The organism is Sphingobium psychrophilum, assembly GCF_012927105.1.
Lineage (GTDB): Bacteria > Pseudomonadota > Alphaproteobacteria > Sphingomonadales > Sphingomonadaceae > Sphingobium > Sphingobium psychrophilum.
The window spans coordinates 22,162-38,411 of the sequence record NZ_JABBFV010000008.1; the positions used below are offsets into that span (position 1 = coordinate 22,162).

The 16,250-nt window shown below is 65.5% G+C and carries 23 protein-coding genes; 12 read left to right on the plus strand and 11 right to left on the minus strand.

The annotated features are described in order from the left end of the window. The first annotated feature begins 49 nt into the window (after positions 1-49). Positions 50-619, plus strand: a complete 570-nt coding sequence (locus HHL08_RS12450; protein WP_169573500.1) for a DUF2585 domain-containing protein — start codon at positions 50-52, stop codon at positions 617-619. Here the strand turns inward: HHL08_RS12450 and HHL08_RS12455 are convergent. The 3 genes from HHL08_RS12455 to HHL08_RS12465 all read right to left on the minus strand — a co-directional run bounded on the left by HHL08_RS12455 (position 616) and on the right by HHL08_RS12465 (position 2,980). Further along, complete coding sequence (locus HHL08_RS12455) at positions 616-963, minus strand: hypothetical protein (RefSeq protein WP_169573501.1); 348 nt, start codon at positions 961-963, stop codon at positions 616-618. The two genes, HHL08_RS12450 and HHL08_RS12455, sit on opposite strands and share 4 nt — an antisense overlap. 49 nt (positions 964-1,012) lie before the next feature. Continuing rightward, positions 1,013-2,398, minus strand: a complete 1,386-nt coding sequence (gene fumC / locus HHL08_RS12460) for a class II fumarate hydratase (RefSeq protein WP_169573502.1) — start codon at positions 2,396-2,398, stop codon at positions 1,013-1,015. A 105-nt stretch (positions 2,399-2,503) separates the two neighbouring features. Continuing rightward, on the minus strand, positions 2,504-2,980 hold the full coding sequence (locus HHL08_RS12465) for an SspB family protein (protein ID WP_169573503.1): 477 nt from the start codon (positions 2,978-2,980) through the stop codon (positions 2,504-2,506). Between the two features lie 98 nt (positions 2,981-3,078). Between HHL08_RS12465 and hisB the strand changes: the two genes are divergently transcribed. The 8 genes from hisB (at position 3,079) to HHL08_RS12505 (ending at position 7,663) form a co-directional block, all read left to right on the plus strand. Further along, positions 3,079-3,666, plus strand: coding sequence for an imidazoleglycerol-phosphate dehydratase HisB (gene hisB / locus HHL08_RS12470; RefSeq protein ID WP_169573504.1), 588 nt, complete (start codon positions 3,079-3,081; stop codon positions 3,664-3,666). Between the two features lie 23 nt (positions 3,667-3,689). Further along, positions 3,690-3,980: a YciI family protein gene (locus HHL08_RS12475; RefSeq protein WP_169573505.1), complete on the plus strand. Its 291-nt coding sequence runs from the start codon at positions 3,690-3,692 to the stop codon at positions 3,978-3,980. After that, positions 3,977-4,588: an imidazole glycerol phosphate synthase subunit HisH gene (gene hisH / locus HHL08_RS12480; RefSeq protein ID WP_169573506.1), complete on the plus strand. Its 612-nt coding sequence runs from the start codon at positions 3,977-3,979 to the stop codon at positions 4,586-4,588. The genes HHL08_RS12475 and hisH overlap by 4 nt, the downstream gene beginning before the upstream one ends. Before the next feature lie 21 nt (positions 4,589-4,609). Then, on the plus strand, positions 4,610-5,347 hold the full coding sequence (hisA, locus tag HHL08_RS12485; RefSeq protein WP_169573507.1) for a 1-(5-phosphoribosyl)-5-[(5-phosphoribosylamino)methylideneamino]imidazole-4-carboxamide isomerase: 738 nt from the start codon (positions 4,610-4,612) through the stop codon (positions 5,345-5,347). A 109-nt stretch (positions 5,348-5,456) separates the two neighbouring features. Further along, positions 5,457-6,221 carry an imidazole glycerol phosphate synthase subunit HisF gene (gene hisF, locus HHL08_RS12490; RefSeq protein ID WP_169573508.1) on the plus strand — a complete coding sequence of 255 codons (765 nt, stop codon included), beginning with the start codon at positions 5,457-5,459 and terminating at the stop codon, positions 6,219-6,221. A gap of 159 nt (positions 6,222-6,380) precedes the next feature. Then, entirely contained in the window at positions 6,381-6,656 is a 276-nt protein-coding gene (locus tag HHL08_RS12495; protein WP_169573509.1) for a PEP-CTERM sorting domain-containing protein, read from the plus strand. 39 nt (positions 6,657-6,695) lie between these two features. Next, the gene (locus tag HHL08_RS12500) at positions 6,696-7,016 is read left to right on the plus strand and encodes a phosphoribosyl-ATP diphosphatase (RefSeq protein ID WP_169573510.1); all 321 of its coding nucleotides are present in this window, start codon (positions 6,696-6,698) and stop codon (positions 7,014-7,016) included. Positions 7,017-7,081: 65 nt separating this feature from the next. Continuing rightward, complete coding sequence (locus HHL08_RS12505; RefSeq protein WP_206377863.1) at positions 7,082-7,663, plus strand: hypothetical protein; 582 nt, start codon at positions 7,082-7,084, stop codon at positions 7,661-7,663. On the opposite strand, the gene HHL08_RS12510 is transcribed toward HHL08_RS12505, so the two are convergent. Next, positions 7,660-8,556 carry a histone deacetylase family protein gene (locus tag HHL08_RS12510; RefSeq protein ID WP_169573511.1) on the minus strand — a complete coding sequence of 299 codons (897 nt, stop codon included), beginning with the start codon at positions 8,554-8,556 and terminating at the stop codon, positions 7,660-7,662. The two genes, HHL08_RS12505 and HHL08_RS12510, sit on opposite strands and share 4 nt — an antisense overlap. Before the next feature lie 56 nt (positions 8,557-8,612). On the opposite strand from HHL08_RS12510, the gene HHL08_RS12515 reads away from it, so the two are divergent. Genes HHL08_RS12515 through HHL08_RS12525 form a run of 3 tightly spaced genes read left to right on the plus strand, consistent with a single transcriptional unit; the run spans position 8,613 to position 11,119 of the window. Beyond that, a complete protein-coding gene (locus HHL08_RS12515) occupies positions 8,613-10,061 on the plus strand; it encodes a L,D-transpeptidase family protein (RefSeq protein ID WP_169573512.1) in 1,449 nt (482 codons plus the stop codon). A 3-nt stretch (positions 10,062-10,064) separates the two neighbouring features. Next, positions 10,065-10,379, plus strand: a complete 315-nt coding sequence (locus tag HHL08_RS12520; protein WP_169573513.1) for a hypothetical protein — start codon at positions 10,065-10,067, stop codon at positions 10,377-10,379. Positions 10,380-10,432: 53 nt separating this feature from the next. Then, positions 10,433-11,119 carry a murein L,D-transpeptidase catalytic domain family protein gene (locus HHL08_RS12525; RefSeq protein ID WP_169573514.1) on the plus strand — a complete coding sequence of 229 codons (687 nt, stop codon included), beginning with the start codon at positions 10,433-10,435 and terminating at the stop codon, positions 11,117-11,119. A 145-nt stretch (positions 11,120-11,264) separates the two neighbouring features. Here HHL08_RS12525 and HHL08_RS12530 read toward each other — a convergent pair whose 3' ends face one another. The 7 genes from HHL08_RS12530 to crcB all read right to left on the minus strand — a co-directional run bounded on the left by HHL08_RS12530 (position 11,265) and on the right by crcB (position 16,227). Continuing rightward, complete coding sequence (locus tag HHL08_RS12530) at positions 11,265-12,050, minus strand: hypothetical protein (RefSeq protein ID WP_169573515.1); 786 nt, start codon at positions 12,048-12,050, stop codon at positions 11,265-11,267. Positions 12,051-12,149: 99 nt separating this feature from the next. Continuing rightward, positions 12,150-12,845, minus strand: coding sequence for an ATP12 family chaperone protein (locus HHL08_RS12535; protein WP_169573516.1), 696 nt, complete (start codon positions 12,843-12,845; stop codon positions 12,150-12,152). Continuing rightward, positions 12,842-13,120 carry a hypothetical protein gene (locus HHL08_RS12540; RefSeq protein WP_169573517.1) on the minus strand — a complete coding sequence of 93 codons (279 nt, stop codon included), beginning with the start codon at positions 13,118-13,120 and terminating at the stop codon, positions 12,842-12,844. The genes HHL08_RS12535 and HHL08_RS12540 overlap by 4 nt, the downstream gene beginning before the upstream one ends. Beyond that, a complete protein-coding gene (locus HHL08_RS12545; RefSeq protein WP_169573518.1) occupies positions 13,117-13,776 on the minus strand; it encodes an HAD-IA family hydrolase in 660 nt (219 codons plus the stop codon). Before HHL08_RS12545 ends, HHL08_RS12540 begins: the two co-directional genes overlap by 4 nt. Further along, positions 13,773-14,390, minus strand: a complete 618-nt coding sequence (locus HHL08_RS12550; protein ID WP_169573519.1) for an FMN-binding negative transcriptional regulator — start codon at positions 14,388-14,390, stop codon at positions 13,773-13,775. The genes HHL08_RS12545 and HHL08_RS12550 overlap by 4 nt, the downstream gene beginning before the upstream one ends. Beyond that, a complete protein-coding gene (locus tag HHL08_RS12555; protein ID WP_169573520.1) occupies positions 14,387-15,844 on the minus strand; it encodes an RluA family pseudouridine synthase in 1,458 nt (485 codons plus the stop codon). Before HHL08_RS12555 ends, HHL08_RS12550 begins: the two co-directional genes overlap by 4 nt. Continuing rightward, positions 15,841-16,227 carry a fluoride efflux transporter CrcB gene (gene crcB, locus HHL08_RS12560; RefSeq protein WP_169573521.1) on the minus strand — a complete coding sequence of 129 codons (387 nt, stop codon included), beginning with the start codon at positions 16,225-16,227 and terminating at the stop codon, positions 15,841-15,843. Before crcB ends, HHL08_RS12555 begins: the two co-directional genes overlap by 4 nt. Positions 16,228-16,250 lie beyond the last annotated feature (23 nt).

The following is a 16,250-nucleotide window of genomic DNA, read 5'->3' on the forward strand; positions in this document are numbered from 1 at the left end:
CTAGTGACGCCTGAGACGCGATTTTGCAAGGGGGCGGTGGGGAGAGACGATGCGACATAGACAAAGGACCAACCGGCGCGGCTTCATTGCCGCCGCCCTGATCGCACTGGCCGCCTGCATCATCCTGTTCCTGATGCACCGCCCGCCCATCTGCACCTGCGGTCGGATCGAACTGTGGCACGCCGCGCTCGACAGCGGCAACAGCCAGCATATCGCCGACTGGTACAGCCTCAGCCATATCATCCACGGCTTCCTCTTTTATGCAGGCGCGCGCGTGATACTGCGCCATCGCCCGCTGGGACCGCGGCTGGCCCTCTCCGTGCTGATCGAATCGGCGTGGGAGCTATTGGAAAATTCGCCAATCATCATCGACCGCTATCGCACCGCAACGATCGCGCTCGGCTATTCGGGCGACACGATTCTCAATTCGATGAGCGATATCGGCATGATGACGCTGGGCTTCCTGTTCGCCGCCCGCGCGCCGGTACGGGTGACGGTCGCGCTCGCCATTACGATGGAATTGCTGGCGTTGTCGGTCATTCGCGACAATCTGACGCTCAACGTCCTGATGCTCACCTGGCCGATCGACGCGGTGCGCGACTGGCAGGCGGGGCCTTAGGCTTGGCCGACTTTGCGCGCGCTTTCGATCGGAATCGGCTCGCCGCTCTTGTCGGGCAGCAGTTTGAGGTTCTTCTTGCGCTCGGCCTCGCGCTTGGCCTCATACAGCTTGCCCACCATATAGGCACCGGTCACGAACAGCGCGCCCGCGGGATAGCGCATGATGATCCGCTTGGCACCCGCGCCCGCGATCAGGCCGAACACGCCCTTCTTGCCCGTTCCCGCCGCCACTCGCGCGGCGACCACCGTGGCCCCGACCCGCGCCGCTTTTCGCAGCAGGCCCGCCTTTTTCGGCGGACGGATCGTCACCAGCGGGGCGGAGGGGGTGAGGGCTTTTTTCTTCATAGAGGGTTAATGTATCGAACGCCCGCCGGTTCCGCCATGTTGATCTGGATCAGACCATATTTTCCGGCCGCACCAGGCGGTCGAACGTCGCCTCGTCCACCAGCCCCAATTCCAGCCCCGCCTCTTTCAGCGTCTGCCCCGTCTTGTGGGCGTGTTTGGCGATGGCGGCAGCGCTATCATAGCCGATCTCCGGTGCCAGCGCGGTCACCAGCATCAGCGAGCGATCGACCAGCTCGGCGATCCGCGTCTCGTTCGCTACCAGACCCTCGACGCAGCGCTCAGCAAAACTCTCCATGCCAACGCTCAACAAATGGATGGTGCGCAACACATTGGCACCGATCAGCGGCATGAAGACATTGAGTTCGAAATGCCCCTGCATGCCCCCGATCGTTACCGCCTGCGCGTTGCCGATGACCTGCGCGGCCACCATCGTCAGCGATTCGCACTGGGTCGGGTTGACCTTGCCCGGCATGATCGAACTGCCCGGTTCGTTGGCGGGCAGGTCCAGTTCGCCCAGCCCCGATCGCGGCCCCGACCCCAGAAAGCGGATATCGTTGGCGATCTTGGTCAGCGACACCGCCAGCGTGCTGAGAGCGCCCGCGAAGAAAACCAGCCCATCCTTGGCGGCGAGTTGTTCAAACTTATTGGGCGCGCTTTCGAACGACGTGCCGGCAATGTCGCTGATCGCCGCGACCATGTCCTCCGCCCAGCCTTCGGGCGCATTGAGGCCGGTGCCGACCGCCGTGCCACCGATCGCCAGCTTGCGGATATTGCCATTAAGCGCCCCTTCGATCCGTGCCCGTCCGCTGATCAATTGCGCGGCATAGCCGGAAAATTCCTGCCCCAGCGTCAGCGGCGTCGCATCCTGCGTATGGGTGCGGCCGATCTTGACGATATGGCGCCAGGCCTGCGCCTTGGCGGTCAGCGCGCCGGTCAGCTTCTCGATCGCGGGGATCAGCCGGTCGCGCGTCGCGATCACGGTCGCGACATGCAGCGCGGTTGGGAAGCTGTCGTTGGACGACTGGCTCATATTCACATGATCGTTGGGATGGACCGGGTTCTTGCCGCCGCGCGTCCCCGCCAGCTTCTCATTGGCAAAACCGGCGATCACCTCGTTGACATTCATGTTGGTCTGGGTGCCCGACCCGGTCTGCCAGATGACGAGCGGGAACTGGTCGTCCAGCGCGCCTGACACGATCTGCTGCGCCGCATCTTCGATTCCGGCGACGAGGCTGGCGTCCAGCCCATGCTTGCCGTTCACCCGCGCCGCCGCCTGCTTCACGATCGCCTGCGCATGGACGATGCCGATCGGCATCCGTTCAGGTTCTCCGAAGGGAAAATTCTCGATGCTCCGCTGCGTCTGCGCGCCCCAATAAGCGTCGGCCGGAACTTCTATAGCGCCAATGCTGTCAGTCTCGGTGCGGGTGGCGGGCATGCAGACAGTCTCCTTTTGAGAAGGAATCTCAAGAGACTGTCATGTAAGGCAGGGCTGCAAAATTCCAATGGCCGACGACGCAGCATGCCCCGCCGACGGGCCGCCTTATTTCTTCTTCCCGAAGTCCACCGTGACGACGTTGGAGCCATCCTCGGCCGTCACCTGAGGCCCGTCATTTTCGGCTTCCTCGTGCAGTTCGGGCAGTTCGTCCGCCGCGACCTGGAACTGGAGCGCGAAATTGACCGCGGGATCGACGAAGGCGGTGATCGCGCTGAAGGGGATGTTGAGATGGGCCGCGACCTGGTTGAAGGTCAGGCTGACTTCGAAATGATGGTCGCTGACCTTCAAGTCCCAATATTTATTCTGGAGCACGATCGTCATCTCGTCCGGAAAGCGCTCGACCAGATGTTTGGGGATGTCGACGCCCGGCGCGTTCGTCTTGAAAGTGATGTAGAAATGATGCGCGCCCGGCAGGCCGCCGGACTGCTGCACCTCGCCCAGCACGCGGCCGACGACCGCGCGCAGGGCCTCCTGCACGATTTCGTCATAGGGAATCAGGCTGTCGGGCAGATCTTCACTCATGGCGCAATGTCCTAACGGCCCGAAACATGCGGTCAACCCTGCATCGGCAGATTGCATGAGCAGATTGCAAGGCTGGCGCTACACGCTATAGGGCGGCCATGCGCACGGCCGAGATTCATCGCCACACGGCGGAAACCCAAATCGACGTCACCGTCAACCTCGACGGGACTGGCCTCTATACGGTATCGACAGGCATCGGCTTCCTCGACCATATGATCGAGCAGCTGTCGCGCCATTCGCTGATCGACATGACCGTCAAGACGGTCGGCGACCTGCATATCGACCAGCATCACACGACCGAGGACACGGCGATCGCGATCGGCGAAGCGCTGGGCAAGGCGCTGGGCGACAAGCGGGGCATCAGCCGGTACGGCAGCGTCTATTCGCCGATGGACGAGACGCTGAGCCGCGTCGCGCTCGACATTTCGGGTCGCCCCTGGCTAGTGTGCAAGCTGCCCTTCACCGTCACCAAGGTCGGCGAATGGGATACGGAGATGGTGGAGCATTTCTTCCACAGCTTTGCCCAGGCCGCCGGCATCACGCTGCATATCGAGCTGCTCTATGGCAGCAACAATCATCATATCGTCGAAAGCGCGTTCAAGGGCCTGGCCCGCGCGTTGCGCCAGGCGGTGGAGATCGACCCGCGCAAGGCGGACGCGATCCCTTCGACCAAGGGCATGCTTTAACAGCGTCACGAAAGGCCGGACCCATGTTCATCATATCGCTGACCTATACGGCGCCGGTCGATGTGCTGGACGGCCATCTGGCGGATCATCGGGCTTGGCTGGATCAGGGCATAGCCGATGGCTGGCTGCTGCTGGCCGGCCGCCGCGAGCCGCGCACTGGCGGGATATTGCTGGCGCGGGGCGATCGGGCGGCGATCGAGGCGAAGGCCGCGACCGATCCATTCGTCGTCAACGGCGCCGCCAGGGCCGAAGTCATCGAATTCCATCCGGTGCGCGCGGCGGCGGGCGTCGATCTGGATAGCCTGCTCGCATGATCGCCCTGATCGACTATGGCGCGGGCAATCTCCATTCGGTCCATAATGCGCTGCGCAAGGCAGGCGCGGACGATGTCACCATCACCGCCGACGCCGATGTCGTGGCCAGGGCCGATCGCATCGTGCTGCCGGGCGTGGGCGCGTTTCGGGCCTGCCGCGACGCGCTGGTGGCGATTCCCGGCATGGTGGACGCCATGACAGAGGCCGTGAACGGGCGCGGTGCGCCTTTCCTGGGCGTGTGCGTGGGCATGCAGTTGCTGGCTGATGCGGGCGAAGAGTTCGGCCGACATGCGGGGCTGGGCTGGATTCCCGGCACCGTCCGCCGGATCGAGCCAGCCGACGCCGCCGTGAAAGTGCCGCATATGGGCTGGAACGATGTCGTGCTGAATGGCGCACCGCCCCTGCTGGAATCAGGCGAGGCCTATTTCCTGCACAGCTATCATTACGAAGCCACCGACCCGGCCCATATCGCCGCGACGACCGACCATGGCGGACCTCTCGTGGCCGCGGTCGCGCGCGACACCATCATCGGTTGCCAGTTCCACCCGGAAAAGAGCCAGCGTTACGGCCTTTCCTTCCTGTCCCGTTTCCTCGCATGGCGTCCCTGACCCACGCGCAAAGGTGATTGCATGTCCCTGATCGTCTTTCCTGCCATCGACCTGAAGAACGGGCAGGTCGTGCGCCTGGCCGAAGGCGACATGGACCGCGCCACCGTTTATGGCGACGATCCCGCCGCGCAGGCGCTGTTGTTCGCAGGCGCAGGCGCGCAGCATCTGCATGTCGTGGACCTCGACGGCAGCTTTGCGGGCCATGCGGTCAATGCCGATGCGGTCGAGAAGATCGTCGAGGCCTTTCCCGGCCATGTCCAGTTGGGCGGCGGCATCCGCAACCGCGAGTCGGTGGAGCGCTGGTTCGACCTCGGCGTCTCGCGCATCGTCATCGGCACCGCGGCTCTGAAAGACCCCGCTTTCGTCAAGGCCGCGGCGCGCGACTTTCCTGGCGGCATCGTCGTCGCCGTAGATGCGCGCGACGGCTTCGTCGCGACCGATGGCTGGGCGGAAAAGTCCGACATGCCGGTGATCGACCTGGCCCGCCGGTTCGAGGATGCGGGCGTCGCCAGCCTGCTCTTCACCGATGTCGGGCGCGATGGGATGCTGAAGGGCTGCAATATCGACGCGACCGTCGAACTCGCCCGCGCCACCGCGATTCCCGTGATCGCCAGCGGCGGCGTGGCGGGCATCGCGGACATCCGTATCTTGAGCCTGCATGCCGACGAAGGGATAGAGGGCGTAATCACCGGCCGCGCACTCTATGACGGGCGGCTGGACCTCAAGTCCGCCCTGGCGGTCGCCAAGGCGGCGGCTTGAGTAACATGAAACCCCATCCGTTCGCTTCCAGCGAAGTCGAGAAGCGGCTGGCGCTGCGTCTGCGTTTCTCGACTTCGCTCGAAACGAACGGATATTGGAAACCAGTCTCATGACCGTCCGCACCCGCGTCATTCCCTGCCTGGACGTCGCCAATGGGCGCGTGGTCAAGGGCGTCAATTTCGTCGATCTGAAGGATGCCGGCGATCCGGTCGAACAAGCGAAACTTTATGATGCGGCCGGGGCGGACGAACTCTGCTTCCTCGACATCACCGCCACCCATGAAGCGCGCGGCACCATCCTCGACGTCGTGCGCCGCACCGCCGAAGTCTGCTTCATGCCCGTCACCGTGGGCGGCGGGGTGCGCACGCCGGACGATGCGCGCGCGCTGCTGCTTGCGGGCGCGGACAAGGTCGCGGTCAACAGCGCGGCGGTGGCCCGGCCTGAACTGGTGGCCGACATTGCCGACCGTTTCGGCAGCCAGTGCATCGTCGGATCGGTCGATGCCCGCAAAACAGGCGAAGGCCGCTGGGAAATCTTCACCCATGGCGGCCGCCAGCCCACCGGCATCGACGCGTTGGAACATGCGCTGCGCCTGGCCGAGCTGGGCGCGGGCGAACTGCTCGTCACATCGATGGACGGCGACGGCACAAAGCAGGGCTATGACCTGGCGCTGACCCGCGCCATCGCCGACGCGGTATCGATTCCCGTCATCGCCAGCGGCGGCGTCGGCACGCTCGACCATTTGGTCGAAGGCGTGGTGCGGGGCCATGCCAGCGCAGTCCTGGCCGCCTCCATCTTCCATTTCGGCCAGCACACGATCGGTGAAGCCCATCGCGCGCTTGCGGCTGCGGGTGTGGCGGTTCGGTCGGCCTGAAGCGTCGATCCACTTTACATTAAGCCTGTATCAGCCCTCGGCGTTAACCATGATATTCCCAAAAATGCTGAGATTTTCGCCCCATGGCATGAACCCTGCTTAACCATATGCGGGTCGCGTTCAACCATCACAGGTTCAACGCAAACGGGGTGCAGAAATATGAAACTTCCTAAAATACTTCTCATGGCCGGCGCTGCCGGCCTCATGGGCGCTGCCGTACCGGCGCCCGCCAACGCCAGCTTCTGGTGCTGGTTCGGCAAGTGCGGCGGATCGTCCAGTGGCGGCACCACGACCAGCAGCACGGGCGGCACCACCAGCTCGTCGGGCGGCGGCACGCCGACGCCGGTGCCGGAGCCGGAACAGATGGCGCTGTTCGGCATGGGCGCCGCAGTCCTGGCCGGCCGCATGTTCCTTGCGAGCCGCAAGCGCAAATAATCGATTGACGGGTCGCGCGCGGACCGCTTCATGCAGGCCATGCGCGCGACCCTTCACACCCTCGAACAGACCATCCGTCGGCGGCGTAGCGCCGACCCGTCGGTCTCCTATGTGGCCAAACTCAGTGGCAAAGGCCGCGCCAAGATCGCCCAGAAAGTCGGCGAGGAAGCGGTCGAGACGGTGATCGCCGCCATGGCGGGCGATCGCGGCGAGGTGATCGGCGAAAGCGCCGACTTGTTCTTTCACTTGCTTATGCTGCTGGCCGATCTCGACATACCGCTCGACGCGGTGCTGGACGAACTCGATCGCCGCGAAGGGCTGTCAGGCATCGCCGAAAAGGCCGCGCGGCCGAAAGACTAACGGGAAAGATGTTGCTCGCCCTGCGTTGATGCGTCAGCTTCATATCAGGAAAAGGGGGAGGCATTATGGTTCGCGCTCTGATCGGCGGCCTTTTGGGCGGCCTTGCCATGTTCATCACCGGCTTCATCTTCTGGGGCACGCCTTTGTCCGCGTTGGCGCTCAGCCGCACCGACGAACAGGCCAGCGCCAATTTGCAGGCCGCAATGGCACAGGCGCTGACGTCCACCGGAACCGGCGTCTATGTCATCCCCGACCCCGCAACCGCGCAAGGCACCATTCTCTATGGCAAGGGGCCGGTGGCGCAGATCTTTTACAACGAAAGCGGCTTCCCGGTGATGGACAGTGGCGCGCTGATCGGCGGGCTGATCCTGGCGCTGATCGTGGGCGTGGTGATTGCGCTGGCGCTGCGGTTCGTGACGACCGGTTTTGCGGACCGCGCGCGCGCGACCATCCTGTTCGCGCTGGCGGCCGTGTTATGGCTGCATATCGGCCAAGCCGTGTTCAATCATGCGCCCTGGGGCTACATCCTCTACCTCGCCTTCAGCGACTTCGTGGCGCTGGCGCTTGCCGGACTGATCGCTGCGAAACTGATGGAGACGAAAGCCGAGGCCGCGGCGGTCGCGGCCGACCCCGGCACCTTCCACTAAGCCGCTTCCGCCGCCAGCCGGATCATGCAGGCGGCGTGGCGACGGGCGATCGCCATGCGATCTTCGCCATAGCCGCCGCCCATGGTGCTGGCGATCGGCACGCCCCGTGCCCGCGCCTGCTGCATGACATAGCGGTCACGCGCATCCAGTCCCGCGTCGGTCAGCGCCAGCCGGCCCAACCGGTCCTCTGTATGCGGATCGACGCCCGCCTGATAGAGAATCAGGTCCGGTACGAAATCGTCCAGCACGCGCGGCAGCACATCAGCCAGCACCGCCAGATAAGCGGCGTCGTCCGTTCCATCGTCCAGACCGATATCGAGCGTCGATCGCGCCTTCCTGACCGGGAAATTCTTTTCGGCGTGGATCGACAGAGTGAAGATGTCGCCGCGCCCCGCCATCAGCGACGCGGTGCCATCCCCCTGATGCACGTCGAGGTCGAGGATCAGGATGCGCGCCGCATCCCCCTCCGCAATCAACCGGTTGGCGGCGATGGCCAGATCGTTGAACACGCAATAACCGGCCCCGGTATCGTGCAGCGCATGATGACTGCCCCCCGCGGCATTGGCGGCATAACCATGCACCATCGCCAGCTTCGCCGCCGCCCAAGTGCCGCCAGGCGAGAGCACCGACCGGCGCATCACTCGCTCCGTCACCGGAAAGCCGATCCGCCGCGCCTTTTCGGGCGGCACCGTCAGGGTCATCACCTCCGCAACATAAGCGGGGTCATGCACCGCCTCGATCCAGGCGCGCGGCATGGGCACAGGCTCAACCGTCTGGAAATCGACGCCACTTTCGCGCAGCGCGTCCATCACCAGGCCATATTTGTCGAAACGAAAGCGACCGCCATCTGTTGCAGGGGAGACATAGGCAGGATGGTGAACAACGTGCAGCATGATCTTTTCCGCTATCGCGATTTGAACCGTGACGGCTTTGCGCTATCTGGTCCAGCATGAACCGTCCCGATCTGATCCGTATCCCGCTGCTGGCGCTGCTTGGCGCTGCCGCTTTCCCCGCCGTTGCGCAAACGCCACCCCCCGCCATCGCGCCCACGCTCTCCGCCCCGACTGTCCAGCCCATCCCGGTTCCACCGCCCCCGGTGCTGATCCCGGCGCTGTCCCCGGCGCAGGAGGCATGGGCCAATGACTGGCTGAAGAATGGCGCGGCGCAGGGCCTGATGGCCCGGCAGAAGGCGAGCGGCCCGCTACGCGGCGATGCGCTGGTCAGCGCCCTGCTTGACCGGGCCAAGGCGCTCAGCACCGGCCGGGTCGATACCGCAGACTTCCTGCAAATCTGGGCGCTGCGCCCGGCCGCCTTCGATCCGCGCCCTGGCCTTGCCAAGGCGGTGGGCGAGGATCGGCTGGCCCAATGGTCCACCGGCCTGACCCCGCCATGGTCGGGCTATGACACGCTGCGCAAGGGGCTCGCCCGATATGAGGCGATCCGCGACAAGGGCGGCTGGCCGACGCTGACCGCCTCCACAGCGCCCGATGTAGTGCGCGCGCGCATCGCGCTGGAAGACCCCGCCGTCACGCCGAACGAGAAACTGGTCGACGTGATTCAGCGCGCCCAGCGCCGCTATGGCCTGGAACCCACAGGCAATCTTGGCGCGCGCACGCTGGAAGCGCTCAATGTTGGCGTCGATGACCGCATCGCCGCGATCATGGCGAATATGGAACGCTGGCGCTGGATGCCGCGCAGCCTGCCGGTCAACCGCGTGCAGGTGAACATCGCCGCCGCCGTGCTGACCGTGTTCGAAGGCGACCAGCCGGTCAGTTCGATGCGCGCCGTCACCGGCAGCCCGACCAACCAGACGCCGATGCTGACCTCCAGCATCCATTCGATCGTCGTCAATCCGCCGTGGAACGTGCCGATGTCGATCGCCAAGCGGGAGTTGTTCCCCAAGGGACGGGCGGCGCTGGCGCGGCAGGGTTACAAGATCGTAAAGACGCCCGAAGGCGGCGAGCGCATCGTCCAGCCCGCCGGGCCGAACAGCGCGCTGGGCCGCCTGAAGTTCGACTTCAACAATCCCTTCGCCGTCTATCTGCACGACACCCCCTCGCGGGGCAAATTCTCCAGCTATGACCGGCTGGCCAGCCATGGCTGCATCCGCCTGGAAAAGCCGGTGGCGCTGGCCGAACTGATGGTCGCGGCCGACCCCAATTTGAACGGCCAGATCCAGACGCTGATCGACGAAGGCAAGACCCAGCGCGTGTCGCTGCCCAGTCAGGTTGCGGTCTATCTGCTCTACTGGACCGCGTTCGCCGGCAATAACGGCACTGTCAGCTTCCGCACCGACCCCTATGGCTGGGACAAGCTGCTCGCGCAGAAAATCGAAGCGTCCAGCCGCCGCGCCGATCCCACCGCTGCCCCCTCTCCTGCTATCGCATCGAAGGACTGATCCATGCGCAAACTTGCTTTAGCCGCCCTCGCCGGCGCCCTTCTCCTCTCCGCCTGCGGCAAGAAGGAAGAGGACGACGCCAGCGTCACCAATAACCTGGTCGAACCGCCGGTCGAAAATGTGATCGTGGAGGAGCCAGAGGCACCCCTGCCCGAACCGCAAAACAATGCCGTCGCGACTCCGGCCGCACCGCCGCCTTCGGTGTCGGAATTGCAGCAGATTCAGGATGATGCGGAAGCGACCGGCATGACGTCGCGCCTGCCCGAAGGCGGCGAACAGAGCCAGCCCGCGGACGAAGCGAGCAAGACGGGCGAGTAAAGCGCCGCGCCCCGGTCTTGGACCGGGGCGTCGGCTTTGCTATATAGCGACATATGGATCGCCGCAATTTTACGAAGTTCGCTTTAAGCGGACTCGCCTTTTCGTTTCTGTCGGACAGCATGGGTCGCGCCGCGCTGTACTCGTCAGGGCCTGAACCGCTGAGTCCGGCTCCGGTTCCACCACCCCCCACCGTACCTGCAACGCCGCGTGCAGTGGCGCAGAAGCCCTATGCCGCCCTGCTGGAACGCGCCAGGGCAGCGCTCGACCATCATGCTGACGCCTTCGCTTTGCGCGACCGTCTGGCGATCGTCGATTTCGACGCCCCGTCGAAAAATCCGCGGATGCATATCGTCGACCTGATCGGCGGGCAGACCAGCAGCTATCTGGTGTCGCACGGTCGGGGATCGGACCCCGAACATTCCGGCTGGCTGCGCAGCTTCTCGAACGAATTTAACTCGCTCGCCAGTTCGTCCGGCGCGTTCAAGACGGGCGACATGTATTTCGGCCAGCATGGCCGGTCGATGCGCCTGCTGGGCCTCGACCCGCAGAACAACAATGCCGAACCGCGCGCCATCGTCATCCATGGCGCGGATTATGTGAGCGAGGACCATGTTGCCGCCTGGGGCAAATGCGGCCGTTCCGAAGGCTGCTTCGCCGTCGCCCCGCATATCGTGCCGCACGTACTGGGCATGTTGGGACCGGGGCGGATGCTCTACGCTGACAAGATCGGGAATGGCTGACGGCGCGGTCGCGGCCGAGCCACCATCATCCTGGCGAAGGCTGGCATGACGTTTGAAAAAGTCCGACACCCTGCCCTGACCAATCGACCACGAAAAAAGCCGGAGCATGGCCCCGGCCCTTTCCCACAATCCAGCCGTGCGACTGTCACCCCACCGTCGATGCAGGCCCGGTCATCGTCTCGATCGATGGCTTGTTCATCGCGTCGATCGATCCGTCGGCTATCATCGCCTTGCCCATGCTGATGGCTTCGTCGCGCAGCCCTTCTTCGGTTGAGGTCTGGCTCGCACCGACCAAGGCGGACAGCAGCACATTTCTGCTCACCGCGTCGCTTGGCTGGTCCGTCACGGTCTGGCGGGCCAGGGTCAGCGCTTCCTCAAAATAGCTGTCCGCCGCGCCCCGGTCATGATCGCGCAATTGCTGGTTACCCATCTGGACCAGGATACCGGCCAGGATGTTGCGGCTCGCGGCGTCGGCGGGCTTGGCCTCCACCACCTTGCGCCAGTACGGCAGCGATTCGCCGTACAGCGCGATCACCTTGTCCATCTGACCCAGCGCGCCATAGGCGGCGGCATCGGCATAGAGCGCGTTGGCAAGGAAATTGACATTGTCGCCCTTCGCCGGGTCAGCCTCCACCGCGGTACGGATCGCCGGGATCGCAGCGTCATATTTGGCAACGGCGGTGGCATTGTCGCCCTTTTGCTGGGCCGATTGCCCGGCGGTGAAGTCGCTCACGGCCTTGTTGAAGGCGGCGATTTCGGCCGGAGTCAGATCGCGTGCCACGGGTGCCTCGGCAACGGCAGGCGCAGCCTCTTCCGGCGGTGCTTCGGGCGGAGCGGCGTCGGGTGCCTGCTGCGCCAGCGCCGGAGATGCCAAAGCAGCGGAAAGCGCCAGCAACGCGGTCAGGACAGGTTTCTTGAACGTCGGGGCCAAGCTATAATCTCCTTGGTCGGGGCGTTGGATGAGCGGCCGGTCATACAGGACCGGTGATAGCGGCAGAATGAACGAAACTGCGTCCCGGTTCCGCCAAATTCAGCGACGGCTCATCGCGCAGAAGGCGCCGGCCATGGAAAAATCGGCGGTACGGCGTGCGCTGGCTGCGGCGGCCAGCGTATCTTCGCCCCATAGTTCGACTTGCCAGGCCTCATCGATTTCCGCCGCCTGCCACACCCGGTCGATGTTATGTCCGCCCTCCACGATGGCCAGGCCGCAGATGAGTGATCCGCTGAGCGACACCAGGGTCGACAGGCCAACCAGCATGAAGGGATCGCAAGCCACAACCGCCGCGCCCAGCCGGGCGAGCGTTTCGGGCGGCTGCGGCACCGGGATGATCCCCTGCGTCACCGCAAATGTCACATCATAGCGCGCGCGCGCCCAGTCGAGCAGCGGCTCCCACGCCGCCGCCTGCCGCGCGACCAGCGGCGCGGGCGCTTCGGCGCGATAGCAGAGCAGGTCGGTTTGCGCATAATGCGCGATCCCGTCGGCAAAGACCGCAGGCTTGGGCGCGACATGGTCGATCGCTGCGTTGGCTAGGCCGGTCATCGGCATGGACGCGGGATCGACCGTCTCCCCCTGCGCCCGCCATTCCTGCGCGACCGCATCGGCCAGCGCGGGCGTGGGCAGCGCCAGAAGCGCGCGGGCCGGGGTGCGGACCGCGCGGCCATCCAGCCGGATTGCGAAACCGCCATCGTCCGCCACGACGGTTACATCCTTGTAGAAACGCTTCATTGCGGTGGCTTCTGCCGGAACAGCGCCAGCAGCAGGCGCGGCACGACGATGAACTGAAACAGGCCGGTGACGACCATGATCGCGCCGAACGCCTTGGCACTGTTGCCCTGCACCCAAGAAAAGCGCTGCATGATCGCGACGAAGCCGAACATGACGATGAACGCGCCCGACAGGCGGAACAGGCCGATGGCGAAATGGCGCTGGCGCGCGACAGAATCGGCGTTGGCCGGAGAAGGCGGTGGTGGGGGCGGGGTCGCTGGAGGAAGATCGGTCATGGCGCGCCGATATGGCCGCGTAATTCCGCGCTGTCCATCGCCACCACATGGGCGCCCGCGGCGATCAGTTCACCCGGCAGATGATAGCCCCACGCCACGCCGATGCTGCGCACGCCTGCGGCCAGCCCCATCGCGATGTCGAAACTAGTGTCGCCGATCATCACCGTGGTTGCGGGCGACGCCCCTGCGTCCGCCATTGCGGTCAGCAGCATCGAGGGGTGCGGCTTGGACGGATGGCGATCGGCGGTTTGCAGCGTCACGAACCGATCGATTATGCCATGATGGGTGAGGCAGAGGTTAAGGCCGCGGTCCGACTTGCCGGTCGCCACGCCCAACAGCCATCCCGCCGCGTCCAGATCCGCCACCAGATCTGCCATGCCGGGATAGAGCGGTTCCTGTACCCCCTGTTCGCGGCGCATCGCCTGGAACGCCAGCTTGTAGCGACCCGCCAGATGATCGTGGAAGTCCGCCTCCGCATCCGGCAGCAGCCGCGCCATCGCGACAGGCAGCGACAGGCCGACCGCCGACAGGATCGCGAGCCGATCGGGCGGCGTCAGCTTAACATCCTCGAAGGCACGGGTCATGGCGGTGCAGATGCTGTGCTGGCTATCGACCAGCGTGCCGTCGCAATCGAAGACGACCAGGCGATTGCTCATGCCGCCCCCGGTCCGTCGAGGGTCGCCCGCATCAGTGCGGCCAGCGCAGCATTGCCACCGGCGTCCAGCGCATCGGCCACGCCGATCCGCGCCGCCGCCGGCTTATCCTGCCCCAGTTTGGCGGTGCCGTGCTGAGAGTCCACGCGCATTTCGAATCCGACAAGGCCCGTCAGCAGCCGGTCGAACTGGCCCGCCCCCATCTTGTCGCGAGTCCAGACCGGCTTGGGGGCCAGCCGCCGCTCCTGTTCATGGCTCAGCGCATCGATCTGCGCGATGGTCGCGTCCCGGTCCAGCCGCGCGATAGTCCCGCGCAGTTCGACCGACTGATAATTCCAGGTCGGCACCTTGTCGGGCAGGCCATACCAGTCCGGGCTGACATAGCCATGTGGTCCCGTGACGACGATCAGCGCATCGCTGCCGTCCAGATGCCGCACGATCGGATTGGCGCGATGGATGTGCAGGCCGATCCGCCGATCGTCCAGCCAGACGACAGGCAGATGCACCACATGCACTCGGTCTGGCGCAGCGACGAAGAGCAGGCCAAAGCCCGCCTGCCCCACGAAGTCGCGCATCGCCGCCTCGTCCGTCCAGCGATAGGGCGCCCCCGGCGTCATTCGCCCCGGCCGCCACCCCGCGACCGGCGCTCGCCCTTGCGATCCTTGCGCACCTGCTTGGCGTGCTGGCGCGCAAACTTCTTCTCGTCCTCGCGCGTCGGGGTGCGATCGATCTCGTCGTCCAGCGGCATGTCGCCCAGGGCCAGGTCGAAACCCATATCCTCCAGGCTGTTGGCGAAGTGGGTCGGCAATTCCGCCATCACGTCCACCCGCCCGCCATCGGGATGATCCACCCGGATGCGCCGCGCATGCAGATGCATCTTGCGGCTGATCGATCCGGTCAGGAAGCTATCCTTGCCGCCATATTTGCCGTCGCCCACGATCGGATGGCCGATCGCCGCCAGATGAACGCGCAACTGATGCGTGCGCCCGGTATAGGGTTGCAGCTCGACCCAGGCGGCGCGGTTGCCGGCGCGTTCGATCACGCGATAGCGTGTCCGGGCGGGCATCCCCTCTTCCTCGTCCACATGCATCTTTTCGCCGCCGGTGCCTGGCTGCTTGGCGAGCGGCAGTTCGATCATGCCGTCATTGATCGACGGCACGCCGATCACCAGCGCCCAATAGACTTTGCGCGCGGTGCGGCTGGAAAAGGCCTTGGCGAAATGCGCGGCGGACCGGCTGGTGCGCGCCAGCAGCAGCGCGCCCGACGTGTCCTTGTCCAGCCGGTGGACCAGCTTGGGCCGCTGCTCGGAATCGAACAGCAGCGCGTCGAGCAGCTTGTCGACATGCTCGTCGGTCTTGGTGCCGCCCTGCGTGGCCAGGCCCGGCGGCTTGTTGATGACGATCGCTTGGGCGTCGCGATGGATCACCATCTCCTGCGCATAGGCGATCTCGTCGGGCGTCAGATCGATGACGCGCACGCGCTTCACCTTTTCAGGCAGATCCGGGCGGGCTTCGGCGGGGGGGACGCGGATCGTCTGCCCCTCGACGACGCGGTCGCCCGGCGCGGCGCGCGCGCCATCGACCCGCAACTGGCCGGTGCGCGACCAGCGCGACACGATATTGAAGCCAACATCGGGCAGATGCCGCTGGAACCAGCGATCGAGACGGATGCCGTCATCGTCGGCCGCCACGCGGAACTGGCGCACGTCGAGCGAGACGCCCTTGCCGGCGCTGCTCTTGGCGGCGACGGGCTTGGCCACGGCTGGCGCAGCCTTGGCCGCGGCGGGGGCGGCGGATTTCGCGCGGGGCTTGAACGGGGGCTTGCCGCCCTCCCCCTTGCGTGCGGTCGCCGCTTTTGCGCCGCCGCGGGCGCGACCGAGCGCGCCGGGCTTGCCGTCGGCGGATTTCCGGTCGAACTTGCGGTCACCGGTCTTCTTGTCACCGGGCTTCTTGTCGCCGAAGCGCTTGTCGGAAGGCTTGCCGCTGGCGGATCGGCCCGCAGGCTTGCCGTCGCGCGGTCCTTTGCCACCGGTCGCGCCAGCGCCCGGCTTGGCGGGAGGACGCCCCTTCATGCCAGGGCACTCCGCATCACGGCCAGGCCCACACCCAGCGCCACGATCGCGCCGATCACCGACGCCAGCGCATAGCCGCTCGCCAGCACGATATCGCCGCGCTGGATCATCAGCATGGTTTCCAGGCTGAACGCGGAAAAGGTGGTGAAGCCGCCCAGCACGCCCACGCCCAGCAACAGGCGGATCGGTTCGCCCGACACGCCGCCGCCACGCGCCAGCCATCCCGCGAGTAGCCCCATGGCGAACCCGCCGATCAGATTGGCGGAAAAAGTACCCCAGGGCCAGGCCGTACCGGGCGCCATCTGCCCGGCAAAGCGCCCCAACTGATAGCGCAAGGCGGCGCCCACGGCACCCCCGCCCATCACAAGAAACATATTGGTCATGGAAAGCGCCCTATAGCGAATCC